At 73.8% G+C, this 19,598-nt stretch carries 21 protein-coding genes; 14 read left to right on the top strand and 7 right to left on the bottom strand.

Features of this window, described 5'->3' with window-relative positions; genetic code table 11:
• Positions 1 to 148: 148 nt before the first annotated feature.
• From AB0898_RS03380 to AB0898_RS03400, 5 genes are all read left to right on the top strand, one after another.
• Positions 149 to 2,497 (top strand): hypothetical protein, encoded by a 2,349-nt coding sequence (locus AB0898_RS03380; RefSeq protein ID WP_366801118.1) that lies wholly within the window; start codon positions 149 to 151, stop codon positions 2,495 to 2,497.
• 382 nt (positions 2,498 to 2,879) lie between these two features.
• Entirely contained in the window at positions 2,880 to 3,815 is a 936-nt protein-coding gene (locus AB0898_RS03385; protein ID WP_407078284.1) for an ABC transporter ATP-binding protein, read from the top strand.
• Positions 3,812 to 4,555: an ABC transporter permease gene (locus AB0898_RS03390; RefSeq protein ID WP_366801120.1), complete on the top strand. Its 744-nt coding sequence runs from the start codon at positions 3,812 to 3,814 to the stop codon at positions 4,553 to 4,555. Before AB0898_RS03385 ends, AB0898_RS03390 begins: the two co-directional genes overlap by 4 nt.
• Before the next feature lie 5 nt (positions 4,556 to 4,560).
• Positions 4,561 to 5,745 (top strand): sensor histidine kinase, encoded by a 1,185-nt coding sequence (locus AB0898_RS03395; protein WP_366801366.1) that lies wholly within the window; start codon positions 4,561 to 4,563, stop codon positions 5,743 to 5,745.
• The gene (locus AB0898_RS03400) at positions 5,742 to 6,356 is read left to right on the top strand and encodes a response regulator transcription factor (RefSeq protein ID WP_366801121.1); all 615 of its coding nucleotides are present in this window, start codon (positions 5,742 to 5,744) and stop codon (positions 6,354 to 6,356) included. The genes AB0898_RS03395 and AB0898_RS03400 overlap by 4 nt, the downstream gene beginning before the upstream one ends.
• An 80-nt stretch (positions 6,357 to 6,436) precedes the next feature.
• Here AB0898_RS03400 and AB0898_RS03405 read toward each other — a convergent pair whose 3' ends face one another.
• Both AB0898_RS03405 and AB0898_RS03410 read right to left on the bottom strand, forming a co-directional pair.
• On the bottom strand, positions 6,437 to 7,327 hold the full coding sequence (locus tag AB0898_RS03405; protein ID WP_366801122.1) for a transglutaminase-like domain-containing protein: 891 nt from the start codon (positions 7,325 to 7,327) through the stop codon (positions 6,437 to 6,439).
• Between the two features lie 8 nt (positions 7,328 to 7,335).
• Positions 7,336 to 8,352 (bottom strand): GNAT family N-acetyltransferase, encoded by a 1,017-nt coding sequence (locus tag AB0898_RS03410; RefSeq protein WP_366801367.1) that lies wholly within the window; start codon positions 8,350 to 8,352, stop codon positions 7,336 to 7,338.
• Positions 8,353 to 8,492: 140 nt separating this feature from the next.
• On the opposite strand from AB0898_RS03410, the gene fdxA reads away from it, so the two are divergent.
• Entirely contained in the window at positions 8,493 to 8,813 is a 321-nt protein-coding gene (gene fdxA, locus AB0898_RS03415) for a ferredoxin (RefSeq protein ID WP_018544323.1), read from the top strand.
• 129 nt (positions 8,814 to 8,942) lie between these two features.
• The gene (gene dapC / locus AB0898_RS03420) at positions 8,943 to 10,040 is read left to right on the top strand and encodes a succinyldiaminopimelate transaminase (protein WP_366801123.1); all 1,098 of its coding nucleotides are present in this window, start codon (positions 8,943 to 8,945) and stop codon (positions 10,038 to 10,040) included.
• Positions 10,041 to 10,138: 98 nt separating this feature from the next.
• Here dapC and AB0898_RS03425 read toward each other — a convergent pair whose 3' ends face one another.
• A complete protein-coding gene (locus AB0898_RS03425; protein ID WP_366801124.1) occupies positions 10,139 to 10,429 on the bottom strand; it encodes a hypothetical protein in 291 nt (96 codons plus the stop codon).
• A 101-nt stretch (positions 10,430 to 10,530) separates the two neighbouring features.
• Positions 10,531 to 11,523 carry a heavy metal transporter gene (locus AB0898_RS03430; protein ID WP_366801125.1) on the bottom strand — a complete coding sequence of 331 codons (993 nt, stop codon included), beginning with the start codon at positions 11,521 to 11,523 and terminating at the stop codon, positions 10,531 to 10,533.
• Between the two features lie 73 nt (positions 11,524 to 11,596).
• Here AB0898_RS03430 and dapE point away from each other — a divergent pair, with 73 nt between their 5' ends.
• Both dapE and AB0898_RS03440 read left to right on the top strand, forming a co-directional pair.
• Complete coding sequence (gene dapE, locus AB0898_RS03435) at positions 11,597 to 12,676, top strand: succinyl-diaminopimelate desuccinylase (RefSeq protein ID WP_366801126.1); 1,080 nt, start codon at positions 11,597 to 11,599, stop codon at positions 12,674 to 12,676.
• Positions 12,677 to 12,782: 106 nt separating this feature from the next.
• Positions 12,783 to 13,541, top strand: a complete 759-nt coding sequence (locus tag AB0898_RS03440; protein ID WP_366801127.1) for a TIGR00730 family Rossman fold protein — start codon at positions 12,783 to 12,785, stop codon at positions 13,539 to 13,541.
• A gap of 45 nt (positions 13,542 to 13,586) precedes the next feature.
• Here AB0898_RS03440 and folP read toward each other — a convergent pair whose 3' ends face one another.
• Positions 13,587 to 14,447, bottom strand: coding sequence for a dihydropteroate synthase (folP, locus tag AB0898_RS03445; RefSeq protein ID WP_366801128.1), 861 nt, complete (start codon positions 14,445 to 14,447; stop codon positions 13,587 to 13,589).
• A 139-nt stretch (positions 14,448 to 14,586) separates the two neighbouring features.
• Here folP and AB0898_RS03450 point away from each other — a divergent pair, with 139 nt between their 5' ends.
• Complete coding sequence (locus AB0898_RS03450; RefSeq protein WP_366801129.1) at positions 14,587 to 14,931, top strand: DivIVA domain-containing protein; 345 nt, start codon at positions 14,587 to 14,589, stop codon at positions 14,929 to 14,931.
• A complete protein-coding gene (locus AB0898_RS03455; protein WP_366801130.1) occupies positions 14,931 to 15,527 on the top strand; it encodes a DNA-3-methyladenine glycosylase I in 597 nt (198 codons plus the stop codon). The genes AB0898_RS03450 and AB0898_RS03455 overlap by 1 nt, the downstream gene beginning before the upstream one ends.
• Positions 15,528 to 15,552: 25 nt before the next feature.
• Here AB0898_RS03455 and AB0898_RS03460 read toward each other — a convergent pair whose 3' ends face one another.
• On the bottom strand, positions 15,553 to 16,356 hold the full coding sequence (locus AB0898_RS03460) for an enoyl-CoA hydratase-related protein (RefSeq protein WP_366801131.1): 804 nt from the start codon (positions 16,354 to 16,356) through the stop codon (positions 15,553 to 15,555).
• A gap of 374 nt (positions 16,357 to 16,730) precedes the next feature.
• Here AB0898_RS03460 and AB0898_RS03465 point away from each other — a divergent pair, with 374 nt between their 5' ends.
• Positions 16,731 to 16,898 carry a DUF3117 domain-containing protein gene (locus AB0898_RS03465; RefSeq protein WP_018544333.1) on the top strand — a complete coding sequence of 56 codons (168 nt, stop codon included), beginning with the start codon at positions 16,731 to 16,733 and terminating at the stop codon, positions 16,896 to 16,898.
• 81 nt (positions 16,899 to 16,979) lie between these two features.
• On the opposite strand, the gene AB0898_RS03470 is transcribed toward AB0898_RS03465, so the two are convergent.
• Positions 16,980 to 17,678: an O-methyltransferase gene (locus AB0898_RS03470; RefSeq protein ID WP_366801368.1), complete on the bottom strand. Its 699-nt coding sequence runs from the start codon at positions 17,676 to 17,678 to the stop codon at positions 16,980 to 16,982.
• A gap of 173 nt (positions 17,679 to 17,851) precedes the next feature.
• Between AB0898_RS03470 and sigE the strand changes: the two genes are divergently transcribed.
• Together sigE and AB0898_RS03480 are read left to right on the top strand one after the other, a co-directional pair.
• A complete protein-coding gene (gene sigE, locus AB0898_RS03475; protein ID WP_366801133.1) occupies positions 17,852 to 18,631 on the top strand; it encodes an RNA polymerase sigma factor SigE in 780 nt (259 codons plus the stop codon).
• The gene (locus AB0898_RS03480) at positions 18,628 to 19,557 is read left to right on the top strand and encodes a zf-HC2 domain-containing protein (protein ID WP_366801134.1); all 930 of its coding nucleotides are present in this window, start codon (positions 18,628 to 18,630) and stop codon (positions 19,555 to 19,557) included. The genes sigE and AB0898_RS03480 overlap by 4 nt, the downstream gene beginning before the upstream one ends.
• Positions 19,558 to 19,598 lie beyond the last annotated feature (41 nt).

Below are 19,598 nucleotides of genomic sequence, written 5' to 3' on the forward strand. Positions count from 1 at the left end.
CCGCAAGCGTGCGGGTCCGTGCGGGTCCCGTGCGGGTTTCCCCGACGGTCGTGGGATACGCGCCAGAAGTGGCCAGTATGGTGGTGCGCGCCGCCGAGAAGCCCGCTGAGGTCATGACGGGCGGCGGAGCCAACCGGGAGAACCTGCCTTGAGTCGTGAAACTGACACTCCGTCCTCCGGGAGCAACGGGCGCGGCGGAGCCGCATATCCCTCCGGAACGCCGCCGTACGGGACCTCCTCCGCCGCCGACGGCGGTACGGACGCGAGCCGTTCGGGCGCGCGCTCCGAGGAGCGCAAGACGGAGACCACGCTGACCACCCGCATCCGGATCAACATCCCCGGATCGCGGCCCATCCCGCCGGTCGTCGTGCGCAAGACCGTCGGGGACGGCGAGAGCGCCGGGGACGAACCGGCCACCGAGGCCCGGCCCGAGGCCGTCGCCGCGCCGGACACCAGCGCCCCCGAACCCGCTCCCGAGCCCGCCGCGCCGCAGGCCGAGGAGAAGACCAGCGACTGGTTCGCGCCTCGCAAGTCCGGCGGAAAGGGCGGCGGTACGAACGGTGCCGGGATGCCCGGCGGTGCCGCCGCCGGTGTCGCCCCCGGCGCCGGTGGTGCCGGTGGTGCTGGTGGTGCCGGCGGTGCCGCTGGTACCGCTGGTTCCGCGCCCGCGCTGCCGTCCGGCGGCCAGGCCGCGCTGCCGACCCGTCCGGCCGGTGGTGCCTCCGGCACGCCCCCGCTGCCGACCCGTCAGAGCGGCGGCAGCACGCCTCCGCTGCCGACCCGGCCGGGTGCCGGCGCCGGTGCCGGCCGTCCCGGCGGTACGAACGGTGCCGGGCTGCCCGGTGCCACCGGCGGTCCGGTCGCGCCCGGGCACGGCGGCGGCACCGGTTCCTTCGACGTGACCGAGGCGCTGGCCTCCGGCCCGCTCGGCGCCGGGTCGCGGCCCGGCGCTTCCGGCGGGCCGGGTGCCTCCGGTGGTCCCGGTGCTTCCGGTGGTCCCGGCGGCGAGCCCACCCGGGACGACCTCCCGTACTTCTCCGACGGTCCCGCCCGTGGCGGCGCCGCCGGTGGTGCGAGCGGCCGCGGTCCCGGCGGCACCGGCGGCTTCAACGGCCCCGGCGGCCCGGGCGCGCCCGGGCCCAAGGGCCCCGCGGGCCCGACCGGCGGCCCGGTCACCGGCGACGCGCCCCTCGGCGGCCGCCCCGGCCGCCCCGGTGGTCCCGGCGCCCCCGGCACCCGTGGCATGGAGCCCGGCGAGCCCTTCGCCGGCGAGCCCTTCGACGGACCGCCCGCCTTCCGCGCCCCCGGCGCCTCCGGCAACGGCCCGTTCGCGCCCGCCGGTGCCCTCGGCGAGGACACCGCGGTCCTGACCCCGCAGCCCCAGGCGGCCCTCGGGGCCCGTCCGCCGGGTGTCTCCGGACCCACCGTCAACAGCGGCGCCCCGGCCACCGCCGGCACCCCCTTCGCGCCCGGCGCCCGCCCCGGCGGCCCGGCCGCGCCCCAGCCGGCCGCCCCCGCCCCGCAGTCCAAGGCGGCGGCCAAGCCGAAGAAGAAGGGCCGCAGCAAGCTCGTCCTGCTCGTCGCCGCCGTGGTCGTCGTCGCGGGCGGTGCCTACGGCGCCGGGCTGCTGATGAACCGCAGCGACGTGCCCAGCGGCACCACCGTGCTCGGCGTCGACATCGGCGGCGGCACCCGCGACGACGCGGTCAAGAAGCTGGACGACGCGTTCGGCAGGAACGGCCTCAAGCCGCTCCGGCTCGAGGTGGGCGGCAAGACCGTGACCCTCACGCCGGACAAGGCCGGGCTCCAGTTCGACTACCAGGCGACCGTGAGCAAGGCCGCCAAGAGCGACTACAACCCGGTCTCCGTGATCGGCTCGCTCTTCGGCCAGAAGCGCGTCGTCGAGCCGGACATGCCGGTGGACGAGGAGAAGCTCCAGGCCGCGCTGGCGAACACCGGCGGCGGTTCCGGCTCGGTCGTCGAGGGCGGCATCAAGTTCGAGGCGGGCAAGGCGGTGCCGGTGTACGGCAAGGCGGGCCGGGCCATCGACGTGGCCCGCTCCACCGACGCCGTCCAGCGGGCGTACCGCACGCTGGTCGAGACCGGCGACGCGATCCCGGTGACCGTGCCGACCATCGAGAAGCAGCCGACGGTCTCCAACGCCGAGGTCGACCGGGAGATGAAGGAGTTCGCCAAGCCCGCGATGTCGGGCCTCGCGACCGTCCGCACCGACGCCGTCCACCAGGTCACCTTCAGCCCGCAGAACTCCCTGTGGAAGTTCCTCAGGGTCAAGGCGGTCTCCGGCGGCAAGCTGGTCGACGCCCCCGACCAGGCGGCCCTGACGGAGCTGTACGGCAAGACCTTCGACGGCGTCCTGATCACCCGGGCCACCGGCCAGAAGACGCCGGTCACGGTCCAGGACGTCTACGGCGCCCTGCGCCAGGCCCTGCTGAGCACCGGCAACCGGACCGCGGTCATCGAGAAGAACCCGAGCTAGCGGCCACGGCCGAAGAGGGGGCCGTCCGGCAGAGCGCCGGGCGGCCCCCTCGCCGTATCCACATGGGCGGCTCGCACATGGGCCGGCCCTATACGTGCGGTTCGCACATGGGCTGGTCCCATACGTGCGGTTCACACACAGGTTGGCCTCATGCGTGCGGCTCCCACATGGGTCGGCCTCATACGTGCGGCCCCCACATGGGTCGGCCCCACATGGGCCGGCCCCACACGTGCGGCCCCCACACGTGCCAGCCCCACACATGCCGCCCCCGCACCCCCCGCCCCCACCCGCCCCGTCACAGCATCCGCATGACAGATGTCATCCCGCACCATGGACCCCCGACACTGCCCCGCCCCCACCCCCTCCCGCCACCATGGTCGGCATGACGACGACAGCGGCACCCCCGGCCACCGCCCCCGCGGCGGTGGCCGGGTTCGACCAGGTGACCAAGACCTACGGCAGCGTCCGGGCCGTCGACGGCCTCTCGCTCACGCTGCACCCCGGCGAGACCGTCGCCCTGCTCGGCCCGAACGGCGCGGGCAAGTCCACCACCCTCGACCTGCTCCTCGGGCTGAAGAACCCCGACGGCGGCACGGTCCGCCTGTTCGGTACCACCCCGCGCGAGGCGATCACCGCCGGGCGGGTCGGCGCCATGCTGCAGAGCGGCGGGCTCATGGAGGACGTGACGGTCGCCGAACTGGTCCGCCTGGCCTGCTCGCTGCACCCGAGGCCGCACCAGCCCGCCGACGTCCTCGCCCGCGCCGGAGTCGCGCAGATCGCGGACCGCAAGGTCAACAAGCTCTCCGGCGGCCAGGTCCAGCGCGTCCGCTTCGCGCTCGCCACCGCCGGGGACAGCGACCTGATCGTCCTGGACGAGCCCACCACCGGCATGGACGTCTCCGCCCGCCAGGCCTTCTGGGCCACCATGCGCGAGCAGGCCGACCAGGGCCGTACCGTCCTCTTCGCCACCCACTACCTCGAAGAGGCCGACGCCATCGCCGACCGCGTGCTCGTGCTGCACCGCGGCCGTCTCCTGGCCGACGGCACCGCCGCCGAGATCAAGGCCCGCGCCGGCGCCCGCCGGATCGCCTTCGACCTGGAGGGCGAGATCGACGAGACCGCGCTCGCCGGACTGCCGTTCATGAGCGCGTTCGACGTGTCCGGGCAGACCGTGCGCATCCAGTCCACCGACGCCGACGCCACCGTGCACGCGCTGTACGGCCTCGGCCTCTACCCCCGCAATCTCGAAGTGGCCGGACTCGGCCTGGAGCAGGCGTTCGTCGCCCTCACGGCGGCCGAGGAGGCCAAGCAGGCATGAAGTCGCTGATCAAGCTGGAACTCACCCGCGCCCTGCGCAACCGCAAGTTCCTGTTCTTCTCCGTGCTCTACCCCTCGGTCATCTTCCTGATCTTCTCCAGCAGCGGCGGCCCGAACGCCAAGGTCGACGGCAGCGGCGGCCTGACCGTGGCCACCTATCTGATGGTCTCCATGGCCTCCTTCGGCGCCCTGACCGCCGTCCTCATGGGCAACAGCGAGCGCATCGCCAAGGAGCGCGAGAGCGGCTGGGTACGGCAGCTGCGGCTGACCTCGCTGCCCGGCCACGGCTACGTCCTCGCCAAGACCGCCAGCGCGGCCGTGGTGAGCCTGCCCTCCATCGTCATGGTGTTCGTGGTCGCCGCCGCCGTGAAGGACGTACGCCTCGACGCCTGGCAGTGGCTCGCCCTCACCGGGGTCATCTGGGCCGGCAGCCTGGTCTTCGCCGCGCTCGGCGTCGCCATCGGCTACCTCGCCTCCGGCGACGCGGTACGCCCCATCACGATGATCGTGTACTTCGCGCTGTCGCTGCTCGGCGGCCTGTGGATGCCCTCCACCGGGTTCCCGAAGCTCCTCCAGGACATCGCCGACTGGCTGCCGACGCACGCGTACGCTGCCCTGGGACGCGCGATCGAGCAGAGCCAGGCCCCGCACGCGCGGGACGTCGCCGTCCTCGCCGCCTACTTCGTCCTCTTCGCGGGCGGGGCGGCCTGGCTGTACCGGAAGGACACGCTGAAGGCGTGAGCGGCATGACGGAAGACCGGCAGACGTACGACGCGCTGGACACCCCCATGGGCCGTCCGCCGCGCACCCGGCGCGAGCTGTGGGTGAAGCTGCTGTGGATCGGCGTCTGGCTGGTCTTCCTCAGCTCACCCGTCCAGGACCTGGCCGACGGCCACCACGGCACCGCCGCCACCTGGGGCGGAGCACTCGGTCTGACCGCCTTCGTCGGGGTCTATCTGGGCCTGGTCTTCCGCACCATGGGCCGACCGTACTCCGGGCGCGTCGTGATCGTGCTCCTCCTGGTCCTCGCCGTCCTCGCCCCGCTCCTCGCCTACACCCTCGGCGGCGCCTGGCTCGGCCTGTTCGTCTATCTGTCGGTGGCCTGCGGCGCGACCCTGCCGCCCCGGGCCACCTACTGGGCGATCCCGGCGTCGGCGGGCCTGATGTACCTGGTCGGACTGCACACCGACAAGGCCGAGGCCCGCGATCTGCTGCTCCTGGTGGTGCTCATCGGGTTCGCGATGGTCGGCGTCGGACAGCTGGTCCGCACCACCGTCGAGCTGCGCAAGGCACGGGCCACCGTCGCCCAGCTCGCCGCCAACGAGGAACGCCTCCGCCTCGCCCGCGACCTGCACGACCTGCTCGGCCACTCCCTCTCGCTGATCACCCTGAAGAGCGAGCTGGCCGGGCGGATGCTGCCCGGAGAGCCAGAGAAGGCCGCGCAGCAGGTCGCCGACATCGAGCGGGTCAGCCGGCAGGCGCTGGTGGACGTGCGCGAGGCCGTCACCGGGTACCGGCGCCCCCGGCTCGCCGCCGAACTCGCCGGCACCCAGGTCGCCCTGACCGCCGCCGGAGTGGTCTGCGAGGTCCCCGCCGAACCCGACCTCACCGGCGTCCCCGAGGACGCCGAGGCCGCGCTCGCCTGGACCCTGCGCGAGGCCGTCACCAACGTCGTACGGCACAGCGGCGCCGACCGGTGCGCCGTAGAGCTGCTGCGCCGCCAGACCCTGGACGGCCCGGTCCTCGAACTCACCGTCCAGGACAACGGCTCGGGCGGCTCCGGCGCGGTGCCCGGCAACGGGCTCACCGGGCTCACCGAGCGCCTGGAGACGGCCGGCGGCACCCTGGAGGCGGGCCGGGCCGGGCGCGGTTTCCGGCTGGTCGCCCGCGTCCCCGCTGCTTCTGTGGCGGACGTAGGATCCGGGGCATGACGCGCACGATCAAGGTCCTCCTCGCCGAGGACCAGTCGATGGTCCGCGAGGCGCTCGCCGCCCTGCTCGGCCTGGAGGACGACATCGAGGTCGTGGCCCAGGTGGCACGCGGCGACCAGGTGCTGGCCGCCGTCGCCGAGCACGGGGTGGACGTGGCCCTGCTCGACATCGAGATGCCCGGCTGCACCGGCATCGAGGCCGCCGCCCAGGTGCACCGCGCGCACCCCGGCGTGAAGCTCGTCGTCCTCACCACCTTCGGGCGCCCCGGCTATCTGCGCAGCGCCATGGAGGCCGGCGCCGACGCCTTCCTCGTCAAGGACGCCCCCGCCGCCCAACTCGCCGCCGCCGTAAGGAAGGTGCTCGGCGGGGAGCGGGTCATCGACCCCACCCTCGCCGCCGCCGCGCTGGCCGAGGGCGCCAATCCGCTCACCGACCGCGAGCGCGAGGTGCTGCGCGCCGCCGCCGACGGCTCCACCAACGCCGAGCTGGCCCAGGCCCTCCACCTCTCCCAGGGGACCGTGCGCAACTACCTGTCCACCGCGATCCAGAAGCTGGCGGTACGCAACCGGGCGGAGGCGGTACGGATCGCGCGCGAGAAGGGGTGGCTGTGAGCGGTGCCTTCAGGGGCCCTCGGCCGTGAAGCCCGCGCCCGCCCCCGCCCCCGCCCCCACCCCCGCGCCCGCCCCCGTCGTCAGTTGAGCAGCGCCCGCGCCGCCCGCGCCTGCGCCCGCGCCCGTTCCTCCGCCACCGGATCGACCACCGCCACCAGCTCCGCGTACGCCTCCAGCTCCGCCGCGCCCTCCGTGAACGCGCCCCGCTGCACGAGCAGCCGCGCCCGGTCGTAGCGCAGCCGCGCCGGATGCGCGGGCAGCAGCAGCCCCAACTCCACGGCCAGCAGGGCGATGTCGGAGCGCTCGGGGCGGGCGGCGGCCCACGCCCGCACGTTGTTCAGAATCCGCTGGACCACCTCGACGGGCGTCGCGGGCACCAGCGCGGCCGGGTCCAGCGGCGCCCCCGTCGCCCCCACCACCAGCAGCTCGGCGTCCGCCCGGGTCAGCAACCGGCCCCCGTCGAACGGGTCCGCCAGCACCATCTCACCGCCCGAGGGCCCGAACCCCACCACGAAGTGCCCCGGCAGCGACACGCCGTACACCGGCGCGCCCGCCCGCCGGGCCACCTCCAGCCACACCACCGACAGCAGGATCGGCAGCCCGCGCCGCCGCCGCAGCACCTCGTGCAGCAGCGAGGACTCCAGCCGCTCGTAGTCCCCGGCCGTGCCCCGGAACCCGCACTCCTCGCCGAGCAGCCGGGCCAGAGCCCCGGCCCACGCGCGTGGACCGCCGGGGCGGTACGGCACCCGTCCGGCCAGCTCGTCCAGCGCCAGCTGGGCCGCGTCGAGCCCGGCCTCGTCCAGCGAGCCGTCCGCCTCCGCGCCGAGCAGCAGGCACAGCGCGGACAGGTCGGGGCGGGACGAGCGGGCCTCCTCGGCGAACCTGCGCCGCAGCTCCGCCGACCGCTCGGCGGGCGGCGGGTACGGGGGCGGGAGATAGGGCGGGCGCTTCGCCGGTTCCTGGCCGTCCACGGCGCCTCCTACGGCTCCCCGGCGCCGGAGCCGTCCGGTGCCCGGTAGTGGTGGTAGGCGTGGTGCGGGGCGAAGCCCAGGCGCTCGTACAGCGTCCGCGCGCCCGCGTTGGACTCCTCCACCTGGAGCCAGGCCGCCGAGGCGCCCTCGTCCAGGGCGCGCCGGGCCAGCGCGGCCATGACCTCGGTGGCCAGCCCCTGCCGCCGGCGGGCGGGATCGACCTCGACGGCCGCGAAACCGGCCCAGCGGCCGTCCACGACACACCGCCCGATCGCGGCAGGTGCCTCACCCGCCGCGCCGGGCACCGTCGCGAACCACACCGAGGCTCCTCGGCCGAGCACCCGCAGGGCCACGTCGCTCACTCCCTTGCGCTGGTACCGCGCGAGCCACGCCTCGTCCGCCTCGCGGGAGAGGACCGCACCGGCGCCCTCCGCCCGGTCCGCGACCGGCGCCAGGCCCCCGGTCCACAGCTCCGCCGTGACCTCCCGGCTCCAGCCGCGCTCCGCCAGCTCCGCGCACAGCGGCTCCGGCACGCCGTCGGGGCCGCTCGCGGTCTGGACGTAGGCGGGCAGGCCGCGCTCGTCGTACCAGCGTCTTACGGCGAGCAGGGCCGCGTCGAGCGGAAGCCCCGGATCACCCAGGGGAAGCACACTGTTCGCCCGCCGGGTGAACCCCCCGGCAGCACGCAGCTCCCACCGCCCCAGCCACTCGCTCTCCACCGGCCGCCACGCCCGCGCGGCGACCTCGGCCAGCTCCGCGTACCCGGCCGCCGGACCGCGCCGACGTGCGGGAACGGCCGGTACGACCTTGCCCGCCACGAGCACGGACTCCTCGATCCGCACCGTTCGGCCGTCCCGCTGTGTGATCATGAGCACGCCGTTGTCCCATGATGTGAGAACACCCACCGTGTCGGTGAACTTCTCGCCCGGCCTCCCGGTCTGCGTCAACCGTCGTACCGATACCCGTTTGCCCACGTCAGCAGGGGCAATTCGGACTTCGAGGCGTCCTGGCGCCGATATTTCCACTGGTCGGTCCACCCCTCCTGTTCGGATCACGTCCCGGAACGGAGATACTAGGGGCGGGCATCGACGACGCCGCGCTCCCGCGCGCCAGGCGGCGGAGCCTGAGGAGGCCCGCCAGCGCCCTATCGAGGAGGAACGACAGCGTGACCTACGTCATCGCGCAGCCTTGTGTCGACGTCAAGGACAAGGCGTGCATCGAGGAGTGCCCGGTCGACTGCATCTACGAGGGCCAGCGGTCCTTGTACATCCACCCGGACGAATGCGTCGACTGTGGTGCCTGTGAGCCGGTCTGCCCGGTCGAGGCGATCTTCTACGAGGACGACGTCCCGGACGAGTGGAAGGACTACTACAAGGCGAACGTCGAGTTCTTCGACGAGCTCGGCTCGCCCGGCGGTGCCAGCAAGCTGGGCCTGATCGAGCGCGACCACCCCTTCGTCGCCGCGCTGCCGCCGCAGGGCGAGTGACGCCGGGGCCGCTCCCGCGCGGCCCGCACGAAGACAGCACCGCCTCGGTCCCGTACGGCCCGGCCCCTCGGGGGGCACCGCCGTACGGGACCGAGGCGTTCGCCGTATCCACGAAAGCGAGCAAGCCCCGTGTCCGCAGTCTCCGACCGGCTCCCCACCTTCCCCTGGGACAAGCTGGAGCCGTACAAGAAGACCGCCGCCGCGCACCCCGGCGGCATCGTCGACCTCTCGGTCGGCACGCCGGTCGACCCGGTCCCCGAGCAGATCCGGAAGGCGCTGATCGACGCGGCCGACTCGCCCGGCTACCCGACCGTGTGGGGCACGCCCGCGCTGCGGGACGCGATCACCGGCTGGCTGGAGCGCCGCCTCGGCGCCCGCGACGTCACCCACCGGCACGTCCTGCCGGTCGTCGGCTCCAAGGAACTCGTCGCCTGGCTCCCCACCCAGCTCGGCCTGGGCCCCGGCGACCGTGTCGCCTACCCCCGCCTGGCCTACCCCACCTACGAGGTCGGCGCCCGGCTCGCCCGCGCCGACTACGAGGCCTACGACGACCCGCGCGACCTCGACCCGGAGGGCCTGAAGCTCCTCTGGCTGAACTCGCCCTCGAACCCCACCGGCGCGGTCCTCTCCACGGAGGACCTCAAGGGGATCGTCGCGTGGGCCCGCGAACACGGCGTGCTGCTCGTCTCCGACGAGTGCTACCTGGAGCTGGGCTGGGAGGCCGACCCCGTCTCGGTGCTGCACCCGGACGTCAACGGCGGCTCCTACGACGGCATCGTGGCGGTCCACTCGCTGTCCAAGCGGTCCAACCTGGCGGGGTACCGTGCGGCCTTCCTCGCGGGTGACCCGGCGGTCCTGATGCCGCTGCTGGAGATCCGCAAGCACGGCGGCATGATGATTTCGGCGCCTACGCAGGCGGCGATGGCGGCGGCGCTGTCCGACGACGAGCATGTGCGCTTGCAGCGGGCTCGCTACGAGGGTCGGCGTACGCGGCTGCGGGAGGCTCTGCTCGCGTACGGGTTCCGTATCGACCACAGTGAGGCGAGCCTGTACCTGTGGTCCACGCGGGGGGAGTCCTGCTGGGACACGGTGGCTCGGCTCGCGGAGCTGGGGATTCTGGTGGCGCCCGGGGACTTCTACGGGGAGGCCGGGGCGGAGCATGTGCGGGTGGCTCTCACGGCCACGGACGAGCGGATCGACGAGGCGATCCTCCGGCTGAAGGCGTAACCAGCCGGGCCCGGCTGCCGCCATGCCTGTGCCCACCCGTTCCGCCCTGCGGAACGACTGCCCACAGGCATGGCGGCAGCCAGCCGGTGCGGTGTCGGTCAGCCGAGCGGCAACCCGCTCTTGGAGACGTTGCCCAGGAGGCCGCCGGCGGTGCCTGTCGCCTTGGTGGCGGTGGGGGCCGCGTTCTTGATCGCGCCTGCCGCCGGCACGGCGTCCTGGACGACCTTGTTCCCGGCGAGGTGGGACACCCCGTCCAGCGCGCTGAGCCCACCGAGGCCCGGCGCCGCCGAGGGGTGCTGGGCCGCCGCTCCGGCGGTTCCGGCGACACCGACCCCGGCCACCGCACCCACGGCGGTGAGAAGCACGGCACGGGCAATCCGACGGCTCACAGGCAAAGACATGGTCGCTCCAATCGACGGCGATGAACTCCGCCGTGACTACCGCGCGAACCCGCCGAAGGTTGCGGACACCCAAGGTAAAAAGACAATAACTACGGCCCGGTGACGATCCGTACGCTCGCCGGAGAGGACTCGGAGCCCGCCGTCCCGCCACCCGGCGCCGGATGCCAGTCGCCCCCGCCGTTGGACGCCGTCCACTCCCGGCCCGCGTACGTCACCCGGGAGATCCGCAGCGCGGAGGAGTTGGCCACCGCCCACTGCGCGAGCTGCCACCCCCGCGCCCGCTCGTCCCGCCCGCCGGCGTCCGTCTTCGTGCCCTGCGGCACCGGGACCGTCACCGTCCGCCCGTGCGCGGTCGCGGTCACGCTCGGGGACGGCGAGGGCGAGGGAACGGCCGTACCGCCCACCTCCGCGCCGGTCTCCTGGAGCGCGTCGCGCCCGAAGTCCCGTACCAGCGCGGTCCGTACGGCGTCGGGGTCCACCGGTCCCGCCGCCTGCATGGAGCGCCCGTCGCAGGTCAGGGTCGCCGCCGAGTAGCCGGTGAGCGCGTTGGCCAGCAGCGTGGCGTCCGTCTCGTGCTTGGCGTACGCCTCCGGGAAGCCGCTGCGCTGGACCTTCTGCGCCGCGACGGTGAGGGGGAGTTCGGTGTAGTCCGGCACGCGCGCGAGGTGCGCGTAGAAGATGCCGGCCGCGTACGCCGGGTCCATGATCTGCTGCTGGGAGCCCCAGCCCTGCGAGGGGCGTTGCTGGAAGAGGCCGAGCGAATCGCGGTCGCCGTGCTCGATGTTGCGCAGCCCGGACTCCTGGAGCGCGGTGGCCAGCGCGATCGTCACCGCCCTCAGCGGCATCCCGCGCCCGGTGCCGACGGCGGCGATGGTGGCCGCGTTGACGGCCTGCTCGGGCGTGAACGCGTACGACACCCGTTCGTCGGTCGCCGAGACCACCTTGCAGCCGCGCGCGGTCCCGCCTCCGGTGACGTACTGCACCACGAGGTAGGCGGCGACGCCGGACAGGACGAGCAGCGCCGCACAGATGCGCACGACACGGCCGCGGCGCCTGGGACGGGAGGGGGACGGCTCTGACACGCGTACAAGGTACTGGAGTGCGCAACCCCGTTCGCACGGGGACGGCGGCGGAGCCCGCGTTAGGGTCGGGAGCATGGCCGAAACCTCGCTTGACCTCACGCTGGACGCAGCCGAGCTGACCGCGCGGCTCGTGGACATCCCCTCCGAGAGCGGCACCGAGAAGCCGCTCGCCGACGCGATCGAGGCCGCGCTGCGCGCCCTGCCGCATCTGACGGTCGAGCGGTTCGGCAACAACGTGGTCGCCCGGACCGCCCTCGGCCGCGCGCAGCGGGTGATCCTCGCCGGGCACATCGACACCGTGCCGATCGCGGACAACGTGCCCTCCCGGCTCGACGAGGACGGCGTGCTGTGGGGCTGCGGCACCTGCGACATGAAGGCCGGTGTCGCGGTCCAGCTGCGCATCGCGGCCACCGTGCCCGAGCCCAACCGCGACCTGACCTTCGTGTTCTACGACAACGAGGAGGTCGCCGCCGAGCTGAACGGGCTGAAGAAGCTGGCGGAGGCTCACCCGGAGTGGCTTCAGGGGGACTTCGCGGTCCTGCTCGAACCGTCCGACGGGCAGGTCGAGGGCGGCTGCCAGGGCACGCTGCGGGTCCTGCTGAAGACCAAGGGCGAGCGGGCGCACTCCGCGCGCGGCTGGATGGGCTCCAACGCCGTCCACGCGGCCGCCCCGATCCTGGCCCGCCTCGCCTCGTACGAGCCCCGCTGGCCGGTCATCGACGGGCTGGAGTACCGCGAGGGCCTGAACGCGGTGCGCATCGGCGGGGGAGTGGCGGGCAACGTCATCCCCGACGAGTGCGTGGTCACGGTCAACTTCCGTTACGCGCCCGACCGCACCGAGGAGGAGGCGATCGCGCACGTCCGCGAGGTGTTCGCGGACTGTGGCGTCGAGGAGTTCGTGATCGACGACCACAGCGGCGCCGCACTGCCCGGCCTCTCCCACCCGGCGGCGGCCGCCTTCATCGACGCGGTGGGCGGTGTCCCGATGCCCAAGTACGGCTGGACGGACGTCTCCCGCTTCGCCGCGCTCGGCATCCCGGCCGTCAACTACGGCCCCGGAAACCCCCACTTGGCCCACAAGCGGGACGAGCGCGTGGAGACGGCGAAGATCCTCGCGGGCGAGGAGCGGCTGCGCGGCTGGCTCACGGCGTGACGCCCGCATCACACGGCGCCGTATCCCGGACATGCTCACGTCCCCCCGCCGTAACGGATGCGGATCTAGGCTGAGGACGGAATACCGGCAAGTGGAGGGAGCGCACATGGCCACGGGAAACCCCGAGGGGAAGAAGCGCCCGCCGGACGAGCAGCGGCTCGGCCCGGTCCTCAGGCGGCGCGGCCAGGTGCAGGCCAGCACCACCGACCAGCGGCTCCTGGACGAGCGCGCCCCCACCGACTGGGTGCACACCGACCCCTGGCGGGTACTGCGCATCCAGTCGGAGTTCATCGAGGGCTTCGGCACGCTCGCCGAGCTGCCGCCCGCGATCAGCGTGTTCGGCTCGGCGCGCACCCCGGTGGACTCGCCGGAGTACGACGCCGGTGTACGGCTCGGACGCGGCCTGGTGGAGGCCGGCTGGGCGGTGATCACCGGAGGCGGCCCCGGCGCCATGGAGGCGGCCAACAAGGGCGCCCTGGAGGCGGGCGGACTCTCGGTCGGCCTGGGCATCGAGCTGCCCTTCGAACAGGGGCTGAACCCGTACGTCGACATCGGCCTGAACTTCCGGTACTTCTTCGTACGGAAAATGATGTTCGTGAAGTACGCCCAGGGCTTCGTCGTCCTGCCCGGCGGGCTCGGCACCCTGGACGAGCTGTTCGAGGCGCTCACCCTGGTGCAGACCCAGAAGGTGACCCGCTTCCCGATCGTCCTGTTCGGCAGCGCGTACTGGGGCGGCCTGGTCGACTGGCTGCGGGGCACCCTGGTCGCCCAGGGCAAGGCGTCGGAGAAGGACCTGATGCTCTTCCACGTCACGGACGACGTGGACGAGGCGGTCGCGCTGGTCTCCAAGGAGGCGGCCCGCTGAACCCCGCCCCGGGGACGGCCGCGCGCCGTCCCCGGGGCGCCTTCCTCAGGCCAGGCCCCGCCGCGCCACCGCCGGCGGGCGGTGCCCGGCGATCGACGCGACCATGTCGAGCACCTGGCGGGTCTCCGCGACCTCGTGCACCCGGTACACCTGCGCGCCCAGCCAGGCCGACACCGCCGTGGTCGCGAGCGTCCCGATCAGCCGCTCCTCGACCGGCTTGTCCAGGGTCTCCCCGACGAAGTCCTTGTTGGACAGCGACACCAGCACCGGCCAGCCCGTCGCCACCATCTCGCCCAGGCGGCGCGTGGCCTCCAGGCTGTGCCGGGTGTTCTTGTCGAAGTCGTGCCCCGGATCGATCAGCACCGACTCACGCGGCACCCCGAGCGCCACCGCCCGCTCGGCGAGACCCAGGGTGACGTCCAGGATGTCGGCCATGACGTCGTCGTACGCCACCCGGTGCGGGCGCGTACGCGGCTCGGCACGGCCCGCGTGCGTGCACACCAGGCCCACGCCGTAGCGCGCGGCGACCTCCGCGAGGCCGGGGTCGGCGCCGCCCCACGCGTCGTTCAGCAGATCGGCGCCCGCCGCGCACACCGCCTCGCCGACCTCGGCGCGCCAGGTGTCCACGCTGATCACCACGTCCGGGAACCGGCGCCGCACCTCGGCCACGAAACCGACCGTGCGCCGCGCCTCCTCCTGCGCGGTGACCTCCTCGCCGGGGCCCGCCTTCACCCCGCCGATGTCGATGATCGCGGCGCCCTCGGCCACCGCGCGCTCCACGCGCGCGAGCGCGGCCTCGTCGGAGAACGTGGCGCCCCGGTCGTAGAAGGAGTCCGGGGTCCGGTTGACGATCGCCATCACCACCGGCTCGTGCGGCCCGAATTCCCGTGTGCCCAGCCTGAGCATCCCCTGTGACCTCTCCTCACCCGCCCACGGCGATCCCGTCCGTGGGCCCTGACTGTCAGCGTCGCATGGCACGATCGGACCCAGACACATTGGGCCACCGGCACCGCGCCGGGCACATCGAGCTTGGGGAACCCTGGCGATGCTGATGTTCTTGTTCCTGGTCGTCGCACTGGCCGTCGTGGTGGCCGCGGTGACGCTCGCCGTGGTGGGCGGCGGGGAGAGCACCCCGCTGCCGGAGGCGGCGCCGGAGCGGCTGTCGGACCCGCTGCCCGCGGACCGTCCGGTCGGCGGCGCCGACGTGGAGAGCCTGCGCTTCCCGCTGGCCCCGCGCGGCTACCGCATGGCCGAGGTGGACGACGCGCTCGGCCGCCTCGCCGCCGAACTCGCCGAGCGCGACGCCCGGATCGCCGACCTGGAGTCCGCCCTCGCCGGTGCCCGCGGCACCGGTCCCGGCCTGGACGAGCCGGGCCCCGAGGAGGCGTGATGAGCGACGGCAGCGCACGCGCGGGCTCCGACGGCAGGCTCCGCTGCCCCTGGGCCCTGTCCGCCGAGGAGTACGTGGCCTACCACGACGAGGAGTGGGGCCGCCCGGTCCACGGCGACGACGCCCTCTTCGAGCGGCTCAGCCTGGAGGCCTTCCAGTCCGGGCTGTCCTGGATCACCATCCTGCGCCGCAGGCCCGGCTTCCGCGCCGCGTTCGCGGGCTTCCACATCGAGAAGGTCGCCGCCTTCACCGACGAGGACCGCGAACGCCTGCTGGAGGACACCGGGATCATCCGCAACCGCGCCAAGATCGACGCCACGATGGCCAACGCGCGCGTGCTCGCCGGCTGGTCCGAGGGCGAGCTGGACGAGCTGATCTGGTCCCACGCCCCGGACCCGGCCGGACGCCCGGTGCCGAAGGTCCTCGGGGACGTGGCCGCCGTGACGCCCGAGTCCACCGCGCTGTCCAAGGCGCTGAAGAAGCGGGGTCTGCGCTTCGTCGGCCCGACGACCGCGTACGCGCTGATGCAGGCCTGCGGGCTGGTCGACGACCACCTGGAGGCCTGCGTCGGCAGAGGGGGCGCACCGGGCGCCTGAGGGGGTTCTCCGGGGCGGCCGGCGGTCAGCGGCCCAGGTACTCCGGCTTCCGCTTCTCCACGAACGCCCGGACCGCGATCGCGTGGTCCTCGGAGGTGCCCGCGCGGCTCTGGAGCTCGTCCTCCTTCTCCAGGGTCTCGGCGAGGGAGTGCGTCAGGCCGTAGGCCACCGACTCCTTGAGCGCCGCGTACGCCACCGTCGGGCCCTCGGCCAGCCTGCGCGCCACCCGTTCGGCCTCGGCGCGCAGCTCGGCGGCGGGCACCAGGCGGTTCGCGATGCCCAGCTCCAGCGCCTCCTGGGCGGTCAGGGAGCGCGGGAAGAGCAGCAGGTCGGTGGCGCGCCCGGGGCCCACCACGCGGGGCAGCGTCCAGGAGACGCCCGAGTCGGCGGTCAGCGCGACCCCAGCGAAGGAGGTGTTGAAGGACGCCGTGTCCGCGACCAGCCGGTAGTCCGCCGCGAGCGCGAAGCCGAAGCCGGCCCCGGCCGCGACCCCGTTCACCGCCGCGACCACCGGCTTCGGCGCGTCCACCAGGGCCCGCACGATCGGGTTGTAGTGCTCCTTGACCGTGCTCATCGTCTGCCCCGAGCCGGACTCCCGGTCGGCGGCGAGCAGCCCGATGTGCTCCTTGAGGTCCTGGCCCACGCAGAAGGCCCGCTCGCCCGCCGCCGTCAGCAGCACCGCCCGTACCGCCGGGTCGGAGCCGGCCGCCTCCGCAGCCTCGCGCAGGGCGTTCTTGGTCGCGATGTCCAGGGCGTTCATCGCCTCGGGACGGTTCAGCTCGATCGTCGCGAGCCCGTCGTTCACCTCGTAGAGCACGGTGTCGGCCATGGCGCGTCCCCTCCGGTGTCGCGGCTGTGACGTACCGGTCGGTACGCCCCTGTCCGAGGACAGCATGGCGGAGATCGCCGTCCCCGGGCCCGGGTGTCCGTGTGACCTGCGTCAAAGAAAACCGGTACGGAGTCGCCCGGTCACCGTCCGCGCGGCGGCGAAGTATCGCAGGCACATCCCCGAATTGGGTGGTTTTGCTCGCGCGCGTTGCCCAAGCGATGCCGACCGATGTTGGTCATCGGGTCCTGCGATGCGGGATAATGGCTGGGAAGCAATGTGTTCGATGCCGGTGTCGCGTGTCCCTCCTGGACCGCGGGTGCCCTCCGTGGGGTCGTCGGCAGACGATGAGCCTGGTTTCAGGAAGGGGTACGAGCATGGCGGCCATGAAGCCGCGGACGGGTGATGGCCCGCTCGAGGTGACCAAGGAGGGGCGGGGCATCGTCATGCGCGTTCCGCTCGAAGGCGGCGGTCGACTCGTCGTCGAGCTGACCCCTGACGAGGCCGAGGCGCTCGGCGACGCCCTCAAGAAGGTCGTCGTCTGACGCGTTCCCGATCTCCTGATGGCCCCGGTACCGTTCGCGGTGCCGGGGCCATCGCGTTCGGCCCCCGGCCTCGGGGACGGTTCAGCGCTTGACGGCGCAGAGCAGCCCGTCGCCCACGGGCAGCAGCGAGGTCACCAGCTCCTCGCTCTCGCGCACCGTGCGCAGCAGCTCCCGCAGGCGCAGCACCTCGGTCGGCTGCGGGCCGGAGCCGACCGTACGGCCGCCCGCGAAGACGCCCTCGAAGACCACCAGTCCGCCGGGGCGCAGCAGCCGCAACGATTCAGCGAGGTAGCTGGAGTACTCCAGGCGGTCGCCGTCGCAGAAGACGAGGTCGTAGCCCGCGTCCGCGAGGCGGGGCAGTACGTCGAGGGCGGGGCCGGGGATGAACCGGGCCCGGTTGCTGGCGAAGCCGCAGGCGCGGAAGGCCTGCCGGGCGAACTGCTGGTGCTCCGGCTCCGGATCGACCGTCGTGAGCACCCCGTCCGGGCGCATTCCGTACAGCAGATGGATGCCGGACACGCCGCAGCCGGTGCCGATCTCGGCGACCGCCTTCGCGTCCACCGAGGCGGCGAGCAGCCGCAGCGCGGCACCCGTGCTGGGCGTCACCGAGCGCAGCCCCGCGTCCCGGGCCCGGTCGCGGGCCCAGAGCAGCGGCTCGTCCTCGGCGACAAAGGCGTCGGCGAACGCCCAGCTCGTCTGCCGGTTGCCGGTAATGGCCCTCTCCTGTCCCCGTGATTGCCTCGGCGTGACTGTATCCGTTGGGGGCGGGAACCCGCAGATGGGACCGAGCGTTCAACAGGAAGAGCCGGCACGCGGCCGGACCGGTGGAACGCGACGGGGGGCGAACGGTGACGCAGGGTGCGGAACACGTGCGCACGCAGCCGGATGACCCGGGGCGGCGCGCGTCAAATTCTCGTAAAACCGCTTATCCGGAGCTAACGGGCGAGGTGGCTATGGTAGGGGCTCCACTGGACACCACCAGAGCCGACAGGGGAGGTGCGGCCGCGCCCGGGGACCGGGGAGGAGTGCTGCGGCGCTTTCTCGGGTCGGGCAGGCCGAAATCCGTGACCGACACCGCTGCTGACCGTCCCGCCGGAATCGCCGCGGGCGACTCCCAGACCGCGACCTTCGCCACCGACGCGGACGCACAGGCGTGGACTCCGCCCAGCTGGGAGGAGATCGTCAGCACCCACAGCGGCCGGGTCTACCGGCTCGCCTACCGCCTCACGGGCAATCAGCACGACGCGGAGGACCTCACCCAGGAGGTCTTCGTCCGGGTCTTCCGCTCCCTGTCGACGTACTCGCCCGGCACCTTCGAGGGCTGGCTGCACCGGATCACCACCAACCTGTTCCTGGACATGGTCCGGCGCAAGCAGCGCATCCGCTTCGACGCCCTCGGCGAGGACGCGGCCGAGCGACTGCCCAGCCGTGAGCCCACCCCCCAGCAGGTCTTCAACGACGCGCACTTCGACGCGGACGTGCAGCAGGCCCTGGACACCCTCGCGCCCGAGTTCCGCGCGGCCGTCGTGCTGTGCGACATCGAGGGGCTGTCGTACGAGGAGATCGCCGCGACGCTCGGCGTGAAGCTCGGCACCGTCCGCTCCCGTATCCACCGCGGCCGCTCCCAGCTCCGCAAGGCGCTGGCCCACCGCTCGCCCGAGGCGCGCCGGGCCGAGCGCCGCTCCTTCATGGCCCCGGTGCCCGCACTGGGGGGAGGGGGCACGCCCGCGTGAGCGCATCCCGGCCCGAACCCGCGACGGCACACCTCGCGGAACAGCATCTGGGGGACCGGCTCTCCGCCCTGGTCGACGGAGAACTCGGTCATGAGACGCGTGAGCGCGTCCTCGCGCACCTGGCCACCTGTGGCCGGTGCAAGGCGGAGGCGGAGGCGCAGCGGCGGCTGAAGAACGTGTTCGCGCAGGCGGCCCCGCCGCCGCCCTCCGAGAGCTTCCTCGCCCGTCTCCAGGGACTGCCCGGCGGCGGACCCGACACCGGGGACCGGCTGCCCGGCGGCACCTTCGGCACCGGCCCCGACACCGGGGTCTTCGGTGTTTCCGACCCCGACCGGTTCGCCTTCGGTTACGTCCCGGCCCATGCGGCCGCCCCCGAGGAGCAGGGCTTCCGTATCCACCCCGTGGGCGAGCGGTCCGCCTCGCGCGGGCTGCGCTTCGCGGTCGCCGCCGCCGGTGCGGTCTCCCTCGCGGCCGTCGCCCTCGGCGGTGTGGGCGGCGCCCTTCCCGGCGACCTCACGGCCGACGCGCGGGGCGGCTCCGGCGCGGGCAGCAACGTGGCGCCGGCCCGCTCGGCGGGCACCGGCACCGGCACGCCGGGTACGGGCAGCGCGCCCGACACCCAGCGCCGTCGCGCCACGGCCCCGTTGCTCGCCCAGGGCGCCGGACAGCTCGGCCAGGCCCCCGCGGTGCCCACCTCCGTCTCCGCGCCCCTGCTGCCCGGCGTACCGTCCCCGGCCGACGGGCGGGTCCAGGACACCGCGCGCGCCCTCGCCCTGCCGCAGGCGCCCTCGGCGGCCGGCACCCCGCTGATACGCCCGCTGGACGAGATCACCCCCTTCTCCGCCAACTCGGCCGCCCCCACGGCGAGCTGGGCCGCCGTCCCCGGCCCCTCGGCCGCCCCCGCCCCCGTCCAGCAGACCCCCTGACCACCCCCTGCGCGCCCTGCGGCGAACCTGGTTGAATCCTG

Origin of the sequence: Streptomyces sp. NPDC005435, assembly GCF_040703155.1 — a bacterium.
GTDB lineage: Bacteria > Actinomycetota > Actinomycetes > Streptomycetales > Streptomycetaceae > Streptomyces.